The following is a 16,853-nucleotide window of genomic DNA, read 5'->3' as shown; positions in this document are numbered from 1 at the left end:
GGTTTCTGCGCCGTATAAAAATGCTATTTTGTTCATACTCAATGCGGTTGTTGATTGGTTATGTTTGGCGACTGATCTGATCGCGCAAACCGCATTGAGTTCCCTTCCTCGGGTGATCTACTATTTGGAACAGCTATTTAGTAAAGCTCAAAGTATCGGATATCACTTGCGGGCGCTCAATTCTAAGCAGAGCACATGTAGTACAGCAAAAAACCGGGACTCCGGTACAATTTGAGATTACGAGCGGTACTAGAGCAGCTGTGGCGGATTGGATAAGAAAGGCCAATTTACGTAGCAGCGATTACCTTTTCAAATCGCGTGTACTTTCATCTCAACATATCTCGACGAGGCAATATAATCGTATTTTTCATGGTTGGATAAGCAAATTAGCGCTGGACGACTCTCTTTACAGTACCCACTCGATGAGAAGAACCAAGCCATATCTTATCTACAAAAAGACAAAGAACCTCAGGGTAATCCAGCTTCTGCTCGGTCATAAGAAGTTGGAAAGTACAGTCCGTTATCTCGGTATTGAAGTTGACGATGCTTTAGAGATTTCTGAGTCAATTGAAGTTTGAGCGGGACAGGGCTGTAACAGCAGCCCTGTGCCAAAAGCGGACACTTCTAGTCAATGGTGAGCAACGAATTTATAGCTTGCACAAATATCAGATGTACCTAAAAGTATTTGTAAGTTTAATTAAAGCAATATAGCTGACGAATCCCCACGAATGGCGTAGATAAAACAAATAGTTAGAGGCGAAGGGAACATTCATGGCAGTTCCCGATCTGATCTTTCGCCAAAAACACCTAACCATGAATGTAAAAACAATGCTCGCCGATTTCCTCTCATTTGTCACCCCCAAATGTATGCACAAAGCCCGATTTTTAGCTGTGGGGGCGGCAGTACAAAGCTTGATGCAGAATGCCAATGTACGGTAACGGCTATCGGCCGTAATTTTGACAGTGAAACGTCAGAAAAACACGGCATCAAACGAGCTGACCGTTTGCTAAGAAATGAAGCGCTTCAAGCAGAGGCGCCGCTTATTTATGGCGAAATGACCCGCTTGCTACGTCAGGGCAAACAGCCGCTGATTTTAGTGGACTGGAGCAATGCCGACACCGAAAAGCGCCATTTTATCCTGCGTGCCAGCCTGGCGCTAGAAGGTCGCCCACTGACGTTACATCAAGTTGTTGTGCCGATGGACGAGTATACGTGCCCACACGTACACAGGGCGTTTTTATACCGGTTAAAGCAGGTACTGCCGGCAGACTTTAAGCCGGTGATTATTACCGATGCGGGTTTTAAAGTGCCGTGGTTTAAGCAAATACGTAAGCTCGGCTGGCATTACATTGCCAGAGTTCGTGGCAACCAGACACTGCAACTACCCGGCCAGGATGCCTATATCACGGTTGCCAAAGCCTACAAAAAAGCACGCCCTACGCCCCAAGTCTTGGGTGAGGTTAAGCTGACCAAAGCCCAGCAATATCGCACTCAAGCCGTGCTGGTGGGCACCGGTTGGAAGCTGCGAAAATCCGACAAACACAAGCAATATAAAGAGCCGTGGTTGTTGGTCTCATCCTTGCCCAATTGCTTCGATTACGCGACGAAGATTGCCAAATGCTACGGCAAACGCATGCAAATAGAAGAGAGCTTCCGCGACCAGAAAAGCCAGACCTATGGCTTAGGTAGCGAAGCCCACCGTACTTATAAACGCGAACGATTGGAAGTGCTGTTGCTATTAGCGGCACTGGCAAATTGGTTGCATTACATGATAGGGCTGGCGGCAGAGCTGGCCGGGAAGCACTTGCAGTTTCAGGCTAACAGCATCAAACATCGGCGAGTACTCTCATTTAACTACCTGGGAATGCGATTATCAAAGGCCGCCCAGCTGGGCTTAACTGAAGAAGAGATACAAGCGGCAAGACGGCAAGTCATGCTCTGGGCCGCAGAGTTTGACTGGGGTGTCATCAAACTGGAAAAGAGCTGATACTATGGTCAAATTCGAGGGGATCCCTCAGCAAATATTCATAAATGTTTACATGACATCAATTTACTTATTCGAAAATTTGTATTAGCATAGGCCATGTATATTTTTATGAGAATTTTATGTCTAAAGCATTTTCAAAAGTCTTAGTAATAACGCTTATGCTGGTTGCCTTTGTAGGGCAAGCATTTGCGTATTCTGCTATGTCTTGCGAAATGTCATCAGGTTCTCACGAATCACACATGAACATGAACATGAACATGAACATGAACCATGGTGATATGAATAAAAGCAGTAATGGTCAATCAGAAGATTGTTGTGACGTTGAATGTATTTGTCCTGCAAATGCTTGCTCATCTACGACTGTCCTAAATTCCAGTATTGATTCGACAGATATTCAAATATTCAGTGAATCTGTAGCTGCTCTGCAATCTAAACAACCTCATTCAATTTCCACTTCCCTTTATCGTCCACCAATTTTTGCCTAATACAGGATTAGTGCGTCCAAATTTCGCGCACATGTAATTAATTTTTCTGTTAGTCAATATAGCGTCGTAGCGCTATAGATATTTTCCAGCGATGTCTGGGGGCAAAAATGATCAATAAGTATTTAAAAATAGCAGTAGTAATGCTGCTTTCACCTGCGTTTGCAAACGCCAACGAACATAACCATGCACACAATAACGACGTAACACCTTTGGAGTTAATCGTTTATAAAACCCCTAATTGTGGGTGTTGTAAAAAATGGATAACTCATATTGAAGACAAAGGGAACGTTGCGCATTCCAAAGATTTCCGAAACATCGGCAACATCAAAACTAAGTATGGTATCAAACCTAATTACCGTTCATGCCACACGGCAGTGAGTAGAAATGGATTTGCCTTTGAAGGTCATATACCTGCTAAATTTATTCAGCAGTTCTTATCAGAAGAACATCCCAATGCGATTGGGCTTTCAGTTCCAGCAATGCCAGTTGGCTCTCCCGGTATGGAAGTCGATGACCGCTTTATGCCATACAACGTGTTAATTCTATTTAAAGATGGAACGAGCAAAGTCTATGCTAAAGTTAAAACATACGAGGAGCAATTCTAATGAAATTGAACTCTTCAAACCTTACTTCACTTTCAACTGCATTAATACTCGGCTTATCTGTATTCTCAGCTCAAGCTGAGAAAGTAGTGTCGCTTGAACAAGCTATCACCTTAGCTCAGCAAAATGATCCTTGGCTTCATGGTAGCCGGTTGAAACAAAGTGCAGTTGAAAATAGAAGTATTGCTTCAGGTACTTTGCCTGATCCGAAAGTATCGCTAGGGATAATGAATTTACCAACAGATACTTGGGATTTAGATCAGGAAGGAATGACTCAGCTAAAGGTTGGCGTCTCTCAAATGTTTCCGAGAGGCGACAGTCTAGAGATCAAGAAAGACCAGTTACAAATTGAGTCCACGAAATTTCCACTGTTACGAGAGGATCGTAAAGCTAAGTTGAAAAGCCAAGTGTCACAACTTTGGTTAGATGCTTACTTAGCCCAACAAACTATTAAATTGATTGAAGATGATTGGTCTCTTTTTGAGCAGATGGCGGAAGTGGCTAAAGCTAGCTATTCAAACGTTGTTGGTAAAACTAGACAGCAAGATGTTATTCGTGCTCAGTTGGAAATCGTGCAGTTAGATGACAGATTAACTTCGCAAAAGCAGAAACTAGAAACGACAATCGCTCGTCTCAATGAGTGGCTTCATATTTACGATGCGGATCGTTTGAATGAATCATTCAACTTTGACGCGCAACCATTAGAGTTTAGGGTTTCTAAAAAGTTACCTGCAATTACTCTGAATAATCCAACAGTCCTAAAAGCATCTAATTACTCAAGAAATCTATTGGCTCAGGAGCTTTCGAATCACCCAGCCATACTTGCAATTGATATAAAACGCAAAGCTTCAGAAAAAGGAATTGAGTTAGCCAAACAGCAATATGAGCCGCAATGGGGTGTTAATGCGAGCTATGCCTATCGCGACAATATGCCCTCTGGTGATAGCCGAGCTGATTTATTTTCTGTTGGGGTAACGTTTGATTTACCCTTGTTTACCGAGAACAGACAAGATAAGCAAGTTGCAGCTTCTATTGCAGATTCAGAGACTATTAAAACCGAGAAACTATTACTGACAAAGCAAATGATCAGTGTTTTAGAAAAAGAACTAAGACAGCTTAAACGCTTATCAGATAGACAATCTATCTATCAAGAACAACTCCTTAAACAAACTCATGACCAAGCAGAAGCGTCATTGACAGCCTACACAAATGATGATGGCGATTTTGCCGAAGTTGTTCGAGCAAGAATCGCAGAATTAAATGCCAGAATATCAGCCTTAAGAATTGATGTTGACGCACTTAAAACAGTTGCTCGTATCAACTATTTCTTTGCGCATTCTCAATCTAACTCAAATGCTGAACATAAGTCGATGCAAACTTCACACAAAACTAATCAGCACTTATCCAGTCAGCAATTTGGAGAAAAATAATGTCAACGAATACAAAAACAATTATTGCCATCATCATTGGGGCAGCACTTGGTGCTGGAGCATTGAGTTTATATCAAGGTACTGGCTCAAACAGTAATAGTAATGAAGCAACATCAGGAGAAAAAAAGCCTCTGTATTGGGTTGCACCGATGGATTCTAATTACCGCCGGGACAAGCCCGGTAAGTCGCCTATGGGGATGGATTTAATACCTGTGTATGAGGAAGAATCATCTGGTGATGACTTTGGCCCCGGTGCAGTAAAAATTGCGCCTCATGTAGTGAATAACCTTGGGGTTCGCACTGCACCTGTTGAACTGAAAAATATGCATACTGAAATCTCAACGGTAGGTTATGTTCAATATGATGAAGATAAGCTAATTCATATCCACCCACGGGTTGATGGCTGGATTGAAAAACTTTACATCAAAGCAGCAGGTAACCCTGTAGAGAAAGGGCAGCCTCTTTATACACTATATTCTCCTCAGTTAGTTAATGCTCAGGAAGAGCTATTAATAGCGTTAAAGCGCAACAATAGTTCTTTAATTTCAGCAGCCAAAGATCGCCTAAAAGCGTTACAGCTTTCAGCAGACTTTGTTCAAAAGCTAGAAAAGACACGAAAGGTTCAGCAAACAATTACCTTTTATTCACCACAAGCAGGTGTTGTCGATGGTTTGAAGGTTAGAGAAGGTTTTTATGTAAAGCCGGGAAACACCTTATTAAGCATTGGCCAGCTAGATCAAGTTTGGGTTGAAGCAGAAGTGTTTGAACGTGACGCAGCCTTAATTAAAAAAGGACTTCCTGTATCAATGACACTGGATTATTTACCCGGTGAGGACTGGGCTGGTGTCGTTGATTATGTTTATCCAACATTGAACAGTAAAACACGCACACTCCGAGTGAGATTGAAATTTGATAACACAGACTATCAATTAAAACCAAATATGTTTGCACAAGTCTCTATTCACGCTAATCAAGCTGATAGCACCATCCTCGTGCCTAAAGAAGCCGTTATTAGAACAGGTAAACAGGACAGAGTAGTACTTGCGTTAGGTGATGGGCAATTTAAATCTATTGAAGTGACTATTGGCCGGGTTGATATCGACAGCATCGAAATATTAGACGGCTTAAATGAAGATGACGTTGTGGTGACATCTGCCCAATTCTTGATTGATTCTGAATCAAGTAAAAGCTCTGACTTTAAACGAATGACTCATGATGAAGTGCCTAGCTCTGTTTGGATGGAAGGCGAAATCAACAGCGTCATGGCGGGACATCGTATGGTTAATATTACTCATGGTCCTGCTGAGGCTTGGGATTGGCCTGAAATGGTTATGGATTTTACTGTGGCTGAAAAAGTCGATATTGACTCATTAAAGTCAGGTCAATCTTTGCACTTTGAAGTGAGCAAAACCGAAGAGGGTGGATATGAAGTTACTGGAATTCATATCATGAGTGAGCCTGCTGATATGAGTGAAGAAGTATCATCAGCAACAGTATCAGGTTTAATTAATGCGATTGATATTGATACACGGATTCTAAATATTAGCCGAGGCCCAATAGAGAAGTGGGATAGACCTGCTGCGACGATGGATTTTATCGTCGCGGACAATATAGAAATAGTTGATTTCAATGTTGGTGATAATGTCACTTTCACTTTTGAGGTTAGGGATGACTTAGTTATCACTGACATTTCTCTTGAATCAGATGAACAACACGGCAAGGAAAATAAGCCGGTCGTTGATCACTCGAATCATTAAGTTGGGAGAAAAATAATGATTGAATCAATTATTAGATGGTCAATTGGCAATCGCTTCTTTGTTATCTTAGCTACCTTAATTTTGATTGGTGGTGGGCTATTTTCAATAAAGAATACGCCTGTTGATGCACTACCAGATTTATCTGACGTTCAAGTAATAATTAAAACGAATTACCCCGGTCAGGCACCGCAAGTTGTTCAAGATCAGGTTACTTATCCACTGACAACTGCAATGTTGTCTGTTCCCGGCGCTGTTACTGTTCGTGGCTATTCATTTTTTGGTGACTCATTTGTTTACGTCATCTTTGACGAAGACACTGACTTATATTGGGCAAGGAGCAGAGTACTTGAATATTTAAGTCAAGTAGCCCCTTCACTACCCGCTAGTGCGCGTCCACAACTAGGGCCAGATGCGACAGGTGTTGGCTGGGTTTACCTATATTCTCTTGTAGATAAAACGGGCAACTTGGATATTAGCCAATTGCGTAGTATTCAAGATTGGTTCTTAAAATATGAATTGCAAACTGTCCCCGGAGTGTCAGAGGTTGCTGCCGTTGGTGGAATGGTTAAACAATATCAAATACAAGTCGATCCCGATAAGTTAAGAGCCTACGGTATACCACTTAGTCACATTCAAATGGCCCTTAAGCGTGGTAACCAAGAAACAGGTGCCTCTGTTGTTGAAATGGCTGAAGCAGAGTACATGGTTACCGCTACTGGCTATATCAAAAGTATTTCAGATATAGAGTTGATCCCTCTCGGTGTGAACGAACAAGGAACGCCGCTTACTATTGGCGATGTGGCAGAAGTTAACTTAGGTCCACAAATGAGACGGGGCATCGCGGAACTTAATGGTGAAGGAGAAGTTGTTGGTGGTGTGGTTGTTATGCGCTTTGGTGAAAACGCACAAAAAACCATTGATGGAGTAAAAGCCAAATTAGAAGAGTTAAAAAAAGGTTTACCCGAAGGAGTTGAAATAGTTACGGTTTATGATCGCTCTGGCTTAATAGGAGAGGCGGTAGAAAACCTATGGAGTAAATTGCTCGAAGAGCTTGCTGTCGTCGCGATTGTATGTGTTGCATTTCTGTTTCATTTGCGATCTTCGATTGTTGCAGTTGTCACTCTACCTATTGGCATCTTAGCTTCATTTATCATCATGCATATGCAAGGTATCAATGCGAATATTATGTCATTAGGTGGTATCGCTATTGCAATTGGTGCGATGACAGATGGCGCAATAGTGATGATTGAAAATATGCATAAACATATGGAAAAGACACCGCTAACAGATGAAAATCGTTGGCAAATAGTCTCAAAGGCGGCAAGTGAAGTCGGTCCTGCATTATTCTTTAGTTTGCTCATCATTACAGTCTCATTCTTGCCTGTATTTATTTTGGAAGCGCAAGAAGGAAGAATGTTCTCTCCTCTTGCTTACACAAAAACATATGCAATGGCTGCATCAGCAGGCTTAGCGATAACATTGGTGCCTGTATTAATGGGGTACTTTATTCGAGGCAAAATTGTTTCAGAAAAGAAAAATCCGTTAAACCGATTGCTAATTGCTATTTACATGCCTGTTTTAAAGCAAGTAATGAAGTTTCCAAAATCGACAATTGTAGCAGCAATATTAGTGACTATCGTCGGTTTTTGGCCTGTTGATAAGATTGGTAGCGAGTTTATTCCTCCTCTAGATGAAGGAGATTTAATGTACATGCCGACTACATATCCGGGGATCTCTATTGGTAAGGCAAGAGAAATTCTACAGCAGACAGACAAGCTAATTAAAACAGTGCCAGAAGTTGAAACAGTATTTGGTAAAGTAGGAAGAGCTGAAACTGCAACTGATCCCGCGCCTCTAACTATGATTGAGACCTTCATTCAGTTGAAGCCTCAAGAAGAGTGGCGTGAGGGAGTTACAACAGAATCTTTAAAAGCTGAGTTTGATAAGTTGGTTAAGTTTCCGGGCTTGACGAATGCTTGGGTTATGCCAATCAAAACTCGTATTGATATGTTGGCAACAGGTATTAAAACGCCAGTAGGTATTAAAGTAGCAGGAGCTGATTTAAATACGATTCAAGAGATAGGGCAACAAATAGAGCAATTGTTACCTGAGGTGACAGGAACCGCTTCAGTTTATTCTGAACGAGTTGCAGGTGGACGATATATCAAAGTTGATATTTCTCGTGAGAAAGCAAGTCGTTTTGGATTAAACATCGATGACGTACAACAAGTAGTTTCAACTGCTATTGGTGGGATGAATGTCACTCAAACAGTAGAAGGTCAAGAGCGTTATCCTGTCAACTTGCGATACCCACAAGATTATCGTGACTCTCCAGAGCAGTTGTCGCGCTTGCCTGTTGTCACTCCAAATGGACAACGCATCGCACTAGGTGACGTAGCTGAAATAAAAGTAGAAGTAGGCCCTCCGGGGATCAAGAGTGAAAATGCACGTATTAATGGTTGGACGTTCATTGATATAGAGGGCGTTGACGTAGGTACTTATGTTGAAAGTGCAAAAGAGCATTTAGCTAAAAATCTTATATTACCAGCAGGTTATTCGATTACTTGGGCTGGTCAATACGAATATATGGAAAGAGCCAAAGCCAAGCTTACTTACGTTGTTCCATTGACGCTCGCCATTATTGTTATTTTGCTTTATTTGAACTTCAGAGCGTTTAGCGAAGTTGCGATCATCATTGTGACTTTACCGATGGCAATGATCGGTGGGTTATGGTTGATGTATTTAGAAGGGTTCAACTTCTCTGTAGCAGTTGGTGTAGGCTTTATTGCTCTGGCTGGAGTAGCTGTTGAGATTGGCGTAATAATGTTGGTATATCTCAATCAGGCGCTCGCTGAACTTAAGGAAAAAGCGAAAGAGCGAGCAGAACTCATCTCAGAAGATGAATATCAAGATGCCTTATTGCACGGTGCTGGATTACGTGTTCGTCCTGTAATGATGACAGTAGCGACAATCATTATCGGCCTAATGCCTATTTTATATGGTACAGGAACAGGCTCTGAGGTAATGAGTCGTATTGCTGCACCAATGGTAGGTGGGATGACAAGTGCAGTCCTGCTAACTCTAATTGTTTTACCCGCGATTTATTCAATCGTTAAAAAGCCCGAAGTAAACGCCTTTAACAAGGAACTTTCTAACTCGGAGCTAAAAAACAATGCTTAGAAAAGCTAGGAAGTACCATAAATGGCTAATGGCATTTGTAGGGATACAATTCCTTTTCTGGTCGATTACTGGTGTGTATATGGTGACTATGGATATTCACTATATACACGGCGAAACCTTGGCTAAGAGTGAGGAAGCCAAAATAGATTTAGCAAGTATGGATTACTCCATTTTAAAGCTAGCTGCGGATTATCCTAAAGCTAGCCAAGTTACACTTACTCAAAGTATGGGCCGTCCTTTGTATTCTTTTATTAATGGAGAAAATGGAAAAGTAGCAATAGATGCTAAAACTGGAGCTGTTCAGGCCCTTGTAGATGAAACCAAGGCTAAAGAAATCGCACAATACCATTATGTGCTGAATCATCAAATCGACAGCATAAGGTTGATTAAGTCAGCGACAAACTTGCCTGCTGAGTTGTCCCCAAGGCATTTACCTGTTTGGAGAGTGACGTTTGAGCAATTCTCCACACCGACATTTTATATAAGTCAACAAACAGGATCACTTGTTGCCAAGCGTCATGATTACTGGCGATTGTTTGATTGGATGTGGCGGTTCCACATTATGGATTACTATGATGGAGAAAACGTATCTAACTGGTTTTTGTTCTTGGTCGCAACTCTAGGTCTAATGGGAGCAATTACTGGCGCAGTATTGACTTATTACCGAGTGCTTTCCCCAAATAAAAAGAGAGTCATTTGATGCGACTATTTAAGTTAAATACAACGATACACAAGTGGCTTTCTTTATTTGTTGGTTTACAACTGCTTATTTGGTTGGGAACGGGCCTTTACTTCAATTTGATGGATCACAGTAAAGCCAGTGGTAATGAACTTAGAGTTCATTCTCATCATGAAGGTAGCATTACAGGCTTTGACCTATTCCCTATTAAAGACATTACTAGTAATGCTCCGCAGGAAGTAAACCTTATATGGGTTTTACATCAGCCTTACTATCATTTTGTGTTCGATAAGGGGCAGCATAGCTATCAAGAACGCCACTCAAAGCTATTTGATGCTGTAACAGGAAAGCCATTTAATTTGTCTGAAGAACAAGTACTAACTTTGGCAAAAAACTCCTACTCAGGACAGGGTAAGTTAACTACTCCAGTGTTATCTCAACCTCCGTTTTCTGATCACGTAAGGCAGCAAAATCCTATGTGGCAAGTTGCCGTTGAGGATGAGAACAATACAACTATTTATTTAGATAGTATTACAGGTCAAGTACTTCGCCATGCCAATGATGATTTCAGATTGAAAGATCTGATGATGAAGCTTCACTTTATGGACTATGGCAATTCTGGAGGATTTAACCATTGGTTGATCATTGCATTTGCTTTTGCAACGCTATTCCTTTCAATTACTGGTGTTACTTGGCTGATACAACAGTATCGAAGTGGTTTACTGAAGCTAGGTTGGGGCACTAACAGGCAAAAAGTGGCAGTGACGTTTTCCAATGAAAATACTATTACTGACATCTCAGCAGTTGGTCGCTCAACTGTACTAGAAGGGCTAGCTAGTTCACATGTATACCTTCCTTCAGGTTGCGGTGGTGGCGGTACTTGTGGCAAATGCGTGTTCTTAAGTTCAACTAAATTACCTATCACACTATCTGAACAGGAACATTTATCTCAGGAGCAACTTAAGGAAGGTTATCGGCTTGGATGTCAGCATAGGTTCTCTGAAATTAGTTCGATTGAAGTTAATACTGATCGCAATATTGAAAATCATGAGCTAGTTGTGGTTGCGACTAATTTCATTACTCCTTTTATCAAGGAAGTGAAATTTAAGCTGAAATCAGGCAAACAGTTGGCATTTAAAGCTGGTGCATATATGCAATTTGATGTGCCAGCAGGGATGAATAGCTTACGTCCAGATGATATGCCAGAGTGCTATGAAAAATACTGGGATAGCTACTATCATGGAAAATTTTCTCATAACGGTGTAACTCGCCACTACTCATTAGTTAACTTTGACGAGGAGTCTGATGAGTTAATGTTTAATATCCGTTGGCAGACCGCAAAGAATGGTTTTAAAGCAGGAATAGGTTCAAGTTATTTAGGTTCACTCCAAGTAGGTGAAACGATAACTGCAAAAGGCCCTTTTTCTGATTTTTATGCCACTTCAAATAAAAAAGTTAGTCGCGTGTTTATAGGTGCGGGTTCAGGACTTGCACCACTAAGGTCTATTATTTTTGAACAGTTGAAAAAGCATAAAGATAAAAGTGGTTTGACTCTTATCTATGGTGCGCGAACTGAAGATGACTTGCTATACCATAATGAATTGAAGTCACTGAGTGAGAAGCATAAAAACTTCTCTTATATTCCTACTCTTTCTAATCCTTCAGAAGAATGGCAAGGGCACTCAGGCTATGTTCAAAAAGTACTTCTGCCGTATATGAACCAAAAATCAGAACTGCTTTTGGCTGAGTTTTACTTGTGCGGTCCAGAAGCAATGATGAGTGAAGTGGAAAAAATAATTACAGATGCTGGGATTCCAAGTAATCAAATTTTCAAAGATAAATTTAGTCGTTAATCCATTAAATAAATAGAGGTAAATATGAAAAAACTAATTAAATTTTTAACCGTAATCAGTGTCGTTTTTAGTAGTGCGGTATTTGCGCATGTGCATCTTGAAAAAAGTGTGCCTGCTGATAATGCAATGCTAATGAATCCTCCAGAAGAGTTAACTTTGGTGTTCACCAAAGAGGTACGGGTTGTAAAAGTTTCATTGGCCAATAAACAAGGCGAAGAATTTAAATTTGGATTCGAGCCTTCTAAAGTCGCTACTAGCAAATTTACATGGAAACTACCTAAATTAGCTCCTGCAAACTATGCTGTGGATGTAACCTTCTTAGGTAACGATGGTCATAAAATGAAACATAGCTTCGGCTTTATGGTTCACTAAAATAGGCGGTGTGATTGATATGGAAATGTATATCTGGAATACAGTCATTGTACTGTCAAAAATTGTATTTTACGTCGGCTTTGCCTGTATTGCTGGTTATACATTTTTCAGGCAAATATTTGAGAATAATGAATCTCATACTAATGCTGTAATCGCGAATTTAACGTGTACAAGAACTTATATAGTTATGGCTTTGATCGCTAATATTACTTGGTTCTTTGCCAGTACTGGTGCAATGGCAGAAGAGGGAATTCAGGGGGCGATAGACGCTGATATATTGGCTATTATGTGGGACTCCTCTGTCGGCACTGGAGCTTTGCTTCGAGCGCTTGGGCTAGTTACCGCAATAATCGCTTTAGCTTTAAGGTTCAAACTCGCTGTGAACTCGTACTTAAAACAAAGCGCTTTAATGTTGAGTTTATTAATCCTTGCATACTCATTCACGTTACTGGGTCATATTTCTGAGTTAGGCACAATTGAAAAAGGCTTGCTTATTTTGCATGTGCTCGTTATGGCATGGTGGTTTGGGGCGTTATTGCCACTAAAACAGGCTTGCCATCAGCTAAGTTATGCAGAACTTCATTTGCTGATGGAAAGCTTTGGCAAACAAGCAAGTTTTACATTGAGCCTATTGTTGGTAGCAGGCCTCTGGCTCGTGATTCAATTGGTCGGAAGTCTTGATGCACTAATAAGCTCAAGTTACGGACAAACACTGTTGTTTAAATTGGCCCTTGTAGTGTCTATTTTGGCACTTGCTGCTAAACATAAACTAATACTCGTTCCACAACTTAAAAATAGTCAAGGCAGAGAGGCTTTATCTAAATCTATCTCGATAGAAATGGTAGTAGCTTTTGCCATTTTATCTGTAACGGCTGGGCTTACTAGTGTTGTTGGCCCTGCAAATTAAAACCTAAAAGAGAGAATGAAAATGAAAACAATAAATATATTACTCGTTTTATTAATGACGTTTAGTTTCGCAGCAAACGCTCATGGTGATAAGAACAAAGACAAAGGTTTGTTTAAAGGTATAGATACCCCAGCCGCAAAAGTTGTTTTGGCATTTCATCAAGCACTTGAAACTGGCAATCAAAAACAGGCTAGAGCGCAGTTAGCGGATGATGTCACCATCTTCGAGGGAGGCCGCGTTGAAAGGAGCGCTGATGAATATGCTCATCATCATATGTTGTCGGATATGAAGTATTTAGCAGCGATGAAGAGCGACACACTTGAACATCAAGTGACGATACTTGGAAATACCGCTATCTCTGCGTCGCGCAGTCAAACTACAGGTACTCATAAAGGTGTTGAACGCGATTATCAAGGCATGGAAACGATGGTGCTGGAAAAACAAAATGGTGAATGGAAGATTAAGCACATTCATTGGTCACATTAATTTATTGGTCAAACAACGGAGAGTAAAATGAGAAACAACAATCCATTACATCAAGTTTCTACGCCACGTAGACGCTTTGTACAAGGATTAGCTGCTGGCGGTGTATTAGCTGCTTTTCCAAGTGTTCTTCATGCAGCTTCATCTTTGCTTGCTGGAACTTCAACAGGTACTGCGCCCGAACTAAGTGGGGAAGTCATAGATCTGGTGATAGATGAGTCACCAGTAAACTTCACAGGTGTTGTAAGAATGGCTACAACAATCAATGGCTCAATACCAGCTCCTACCTTGCGCCTCAGAGAAGGTGATGACGTTACTATCAGGGTAACGAATAAATTATCAGTGCCGAGTTCAATTCATTGGCATGGGATCATTCTTCCGTATCAAATGGATGGCGTACCGGGTATTAGCTTTAAAGGTATAATGCCGGGTGAAACCTTTGTTTATAAATTTAAGCTGCAACAAAGCGGCACATATTGGTATCACTCACACAGTGGTTTTCAAGAAATGACAGGTATGTACGGCGCATTAATTATTGAGCCAAGAGAAAAGGATATTATTAGTGCTGACAATGAGCATGTCATCCAATTGTCTGATTGGACTGATGATGACCCAATGGATTTGTTTCGCAAGTTAAAAGTACAGAGCGATGTATTTAACTTTAATCAACCTACTGTTCCAGAGTTTTTTGATGACATTTCAAATAGCAGCGTTTCAAATGCGCTACAACGCCGGGAAATGTGGAATAAAATGAGAATGAACCCTACAGATCTTGCAGACTTATCAGCATCTGCAATGACTTTTTTAATGAATGGTTGTGCGCCTTTGACAAACTGGCGTGGAATGTTTAAAGCTGGCGAAAAGGTTAGGCTTAGATTTATTAACGGTTCTAGCAATACGTTTTTTGATGTAAGAATACCTGAGCTGAAGTTAACAGTTGTACAAGCTGATGGACAAAATGTTGAACCTGTGACAGTAGATGAATTTAGATTTGGTCCCGGTGAAACTTATGATGTACTTGTCGAGCCAAAAAATGATGCATATACGATTTTTGCACAAAGCATGGATCGCTCAGGTTATGCTAAAGGTACTTTATCAATGGCACCTAATATTGATGCACCAGTACCTGCTCTAGATCCCGTTGAATGGTTAACGATGACAGATATGATGGGGAATATGGCCCAAGGTGGTGAGCATTCCGCGATGGCAGGTATGGCAGACATGTCGGGCATGAATTCTAATAAAATGGATCATAGTGCAATGGGTCATGGAGCGATGGCAATGGATCATAGTAAACATGGAATGACTAAAAACCCATTAGCTGTTGCTAGCACTAAAGTGCGTCATGCAAAAACAGAGTATGGAGCTTCTGTTGATATGCGTGTTGATATGCCTAGAACAAACCTTGATGATCCCGGTATAGGTTTACGTAAAAATGGACGCCGTGTTTTAACACTTGCAGATTTACATTCTCTTGAGGGAATTACAAACCAGCAAGAGCCAGAGGCTGAAATTGAATTACATTTAACTGGAAACATGGAGCGTTATAGCTGGTCATTTGATGGCTTGGAATTTGGAAAAAGCACGCCAGTTCACATGAAGCATAATCAACGTTTAAGAGTTATTTTACAAAACGATACAATGATGACACATCCCATGCACCTGCATGGTATGTGGAGCGATTTGGAGAATGAAAAAGGTGATGTACAGGTTCGTCGCCATACTATCCCTGTACAACCAGCGCAAAGAATTAGTTTTTTAACAACACCTCATGACGTAGGTCGCTGGGCATGGCATTGCCATTTATTATTCCACATGGATGCAGGTATGTTTAGAGAGGTAGTTGTATCATGAAAAAATTAATACTAACCAATACGTTAAGACTATTATTAATAGGTTTGCCCCTTATAAGTGTATCTGTATCTGCAAAAGATGAGATGACTGAGATGGGTGATTCTAAAATGCAAGCACAAGGTGGAGATGCACCTAAAGATGCTAGAGACCCCCATGCTTATGCAGCAGGTACAACTTTGACTGAAGGTCCTTATGCACTCAGTAGCGACAAACGACTGACTTTGGCAGATGAGCATTCATTTTACGCGCTACTAGGGGATCGTCTTGAATATAATGAGCAAACAAACGCAGGTGTTTTTGACTTTCAGGCATGGTATGGCACTACTTTTGATAGATTAGTCATCAAAACTGAGGGAGATTTTAGCGAAGGTAATTTAGAGGAGAACCAAACAGATTTTCTATGGGGCCACGCAATATCTGCTTATTGGGATACACAAGTCGGTATTCGACTTGATTACAATAACGAAGGTGAAAACCGCAAATGGCTAGCTTTTGGTTTACAAGGTCTAGCCCCCTACTGGTTTGAAATTGATATGACTGCGTATTTAGGAGAGCAAGGTAATAGTGCATTTTCGATCGAAGCTGAGTATGAGCTATTACTTACTCAAAAGTTAATTGTTCAACCACGAGCAGAGTTGACGCTTTACGGTAAGGATGACGTCCAAAATAACCTTGGTAGTGGCTTATCTAGCAGTGCTATTGGTTTTCGGGTTCGTTATGAGTTTACCCGCCAGTTTGCTCCCTATGTTGGCGTTGAGTGGACAAATAAATTTGGTAATACAGCCGACTTTGCGAAGTTAAATGGGCAAAGTACGCGTGATACTGCTTTTGTTGCAGGTATCAAGTTCTGGCTCTGATGTGAAGAAATACTATATTGACTTGATGAGAGCTACCGCAACTATATTGATGGTAGCTTTCGTTTTTTGGGATTTAAACCATTTTAGTTATGTTAGGAAAGGCCTAGCTAATAGTTTTTTGGAAAGAACTAAGAGCAGTAATAGTAAGCTACTTCTTGTTTTCAGTCGGTGCCAGTCTGGTGTATACCTATCAAGGTGGAATATCAGCTAAGAAGTAAAGTTGGCGAATGTTTAAGGTTAAAGAGTCAAGCCAAAAAACATCGCCATTGAACATTAGGCTTGCGCAATCTCACCCTTTCAAGGGCGAGTCAAGCAAGAGGTAACTAGTCTTTTTTCTGACTTAAAGCGCGTGAAGTTTTTACGGCTCTTTCACTTGGCGGTGTGTTTTGATTTTCAATGTACTGCT

General features: G+C 40.9%; 14 protein-coding genes and 1 pseudogene. All 15 read left to right on the top strand.

The window, feature by feature from the left end:
• Window positions 1–235 (top strand): hypothetical protein (locus JIG41_RS22710; RefSeq protein ID WP_206770790.1); only part of this gene is annotated, 235 nt, incomplete at its 5' end.
• Complete coding sequence (locus tag JIG41_RS15205; RefSeq protein WP_199525046.1) at window positions 123–578, top strand: tyrosine-type recombinase/integrase; 456 nt, start codon at window positions 123–125, stop codon at window positions 576–578. The genes JIG41_RS22710 and JIG41_RS15205, both read left to right, overlap by 113 nt.
• A 193-nt stretch (window positions 579–771) precedes the next feature.
• Window positions 772–1,988 (top strand): annotated as a pseudogene (locus JIG41_RS15200) (IS4 family transposase).
• 119 nt (window positions 1,989–2,107) lie between these two features.
• Complete coding sequence (locus JIG41_RS15195; protein WP_199525045.1) at window positions 2,108–2,473, top strand: hypothetical protein; 366 nt, start codon at window positions 2,108–2,110, stop codon at window positions 2,471–2,473.
• Between the two features lie 107 nt (window positions 2,474–2,580).
• Complete coding sequence (locus JIG41_RS15190; RefSeq protein WP_063528221.1) at window positions 2,581–3,078, top strand: DUF411 domain-containing protein; 498 nt, start codon at window positions 2,581–2,583, stop codon at window positions 3,076–3,078.
• Window positions 3,078–4,505, top strand: coding sequence for a TolC family protein (locus tag JIG41_RS15185; protein ID WP_063528222.1), 1,428 nt, complete (start codon window positions 3,078–3,080; stop codon window positions 4,503–4,505). The genes JIG41_RS15190 and JIG41_RS15185 overlap by 1 nt, the downstream gene beginning before the upstream one ends.
• The gene (locus JIG41_RS15180) at window positions 4,505–6,262 is read left to right on the top strand and encodes an efflux RND transporter periplasmic adaptor subunit (protein WP_199525044.1); all 1,758 of its coding nucleotides are present in this window, start codon (window positions 4,505–4,507) and stop codon (window positions 6,260–6,262) included. The genes JIG41_RS15185 and JIG41_RS15180 overlap by 1 nt, the downstream gene beginning before the upstream one ends.
• 15 nt (window positions 6,263–6,277) lie before the next feature.
• Entirely contained in the window at window positions 6,278–9,442 is a 3,165-nt protein-coding gene (locus JIG41_RS15175; protein ID WP_063528224.1) for an efflux RND transporter permease subunit, read from the top strand.
• Window positions 9,435–10,142 carry a hypothetical protein gene (locus JIG41_RS15170; RefSeq protein ID WP_063528225.1) on the top strand — a complete coding sequence of 236 codons (708 nt, stop codon included), beginning with the start codon at window positions 9,435–9,437 and terminating at the stop codon, window positions 10,140–10,142. Before JIG41_RS15175 ends, JIG41_RS15170 begins: the two co-directional genes overlap by 8 nt.
• Entirely contained in the window at window positions 10,142–11,974 is a 1,833-nt protein-coding gene (locus tag JIG41_RS15165) for a 2Fe-2S iron-sulfur cluster-binding protein (RefSeq protein WP_024596190.1), read from the top strand. Before JIG41_RS15170 ends, JIG41_RS15165 begins: the two co-directional genes overlap by 1 nt.
• A gap of 24 nt (window positions 11,975–11,998) precedes the next feature.
• Window positions 11,999–12,346, top strand: coding sequence for a copper resistance CopC family protein (locus JIG41_RS15160; RefSeq protein WP_010558032.1), 348 nt, complete (start codon window positions 11,999–12,001; stop codon window positions 12,344–12,346).
• Between the two features lie 19 nt (window positions 12,347–12,365).
• The gene (locus JIG41_RS15155) at window positions 12,366–13,253 is read left to right on the top strand and encodes a copper resistance D family protein (RefSeq protein ID WP_063528226.1); all 888 of its coding nucleotides are present in this window, start codon (window positions 12,366–12,368) and stop codon (window positions 13,251–13,253) included.
• A 15-nt stretch (window positions 13,254–13,268) separates the two neighbouring features.
• On the top strand, window positions 13,269–13,739 hold the full coding sequence (locus tag JIG41_RS15150; RefSeq protein WP_008467847.1) for a DUF4440 domain-containing protein: 471 nt from the start codon (window positions 13,269–13,271) through the stop codon (window positions 13,737–13,739).
• Window positions 13,740–13,766: 27 nt separating this feature from the next.
• Window positions 13,767–15,590, top strand: coding sequence for a copper resistance system multicopper oxidase (locus tag JIG41_RS15145; protein WP_039972484.1), 1,824 nt, complete (start codon window positions 13,767–13,769; stop codon window positions 15,588–15,590).
• Window positions 15,587–16,447 carry a copper resistance protein B gene (locus tag JIG41_RS15140; protein ID WP_004589262.1) on the top strand — a complete coding sequence of 287 codons (861 nt, stop codon included), beginning with the start codon at window positions 15,587–15,589 and terminating at the stop codon, window positions 16,445–16,447. Before JIG41_RS15145 ends, JIG41_RS15140 begins: the two co-directional genes overlap by 4 nt.
• The last annotated feature ends 406 nt before the right edge of the window (window positions 16,448–16,853 follow it).

This window comes from Pseudoalteromonas sp. bablab_jr011 (genome assembly GCF_016464045.1).
GTDB classification, from domain to species: Bacteria; Pseudomonadota; Gammaproteobacteria; order Enterobacterales; family Alteromonadaceae; genus Pseudoalteromonas; species Pseudoalteromonas lipolytica.
The sequence above is the reverse complement of the archived record's forward strand: the minus strand, read 5'-3'. Positions and strand labels throughout refer to the sequence as shown.

Bases quoted from the DNA above. Each gene is read 5' to 3' on its own strand.
- JIG41_RS15140 (WP_004589262.1), top strand. From the start codon at position 15,587: ATGAAAAAATTAATACTAACCAATACGTTAAGACTATTATTAATAGGT.
- JIG41_RS15195 (WP_199525045.1), top strand. From the start codon at position 2,108: ATGTCTAAAGCATTTTCAAAAGTCTTAGTAATAACGCTTATGCTGGTT.
- JIG41_RS15160 (WP_010558032.1), top strand. From the start codon at position 11,999: ATGAAAAAACTAATTAAATTTTTAACCGTAATCAGTGTCGTTTTTAGT.
- JIG41_RS15155 (WP_063528226.1), top strand. From the start codon at position 12,366: ATGGAAATGTATATCTGGAATACAGTCATTGTACTGTCAAAAATTGTA.
- JIG41_RS15145 (WP_039972484.1), top strand. From the start codon at position 13,767: ATGAGAAACAACAATCCATTACATCAAGTTTCTACGCCACGTAGACGC.
- JIG41_RS15165 (WP_024596190.1), top strand. From the start codon at position 10,142: ATGCGACTATTTAAGTTAAATACAACGATACACAAGTGGCTTTCTTTA.
- JIG41_RS15170 (WP_063528225.1), top strand. From the start codon at position 9,435: ATGCTTAGAAAAGCTAGGAAGTACCATAAATGGCTAATGGCATTTGTA.
- JIG41_RS15175 (WP_063528224.1), top strand. From the start codon at position 6,278: ATGATTGAATCAATTATTAGATGGTCAATTGGCAATCGCTTCTTTGTT.
- JIG41_RS15190 (WP_063528221.1), top strand. From the start codon at position 2,581: ATGATCAATAAGTATTTAAAAATAGCAGTAGTAATGCTGCTTTCACCT.
- JIG41_RS15150 (WP_008467847.1), top strand. From the start codon at position 13,269: ATGAAAATGAAAACAATAAATATATTACTCGTTTTATTAATGACGTTT.
- JIG41_RS15185 (WP_063528222.1), top strand. From the start codon at position 3,078: ATGAAATTGAACTCTTCAAACCTTACTTCACTTTCAACTGCATTAATA.
- JIG41_RS15180 (WP_199525044.1), top strand. From the start codon at position 4,505: ATGTCAACGAATACAAAAACAATTATTGCCATCATCATTGGGGCAGCA.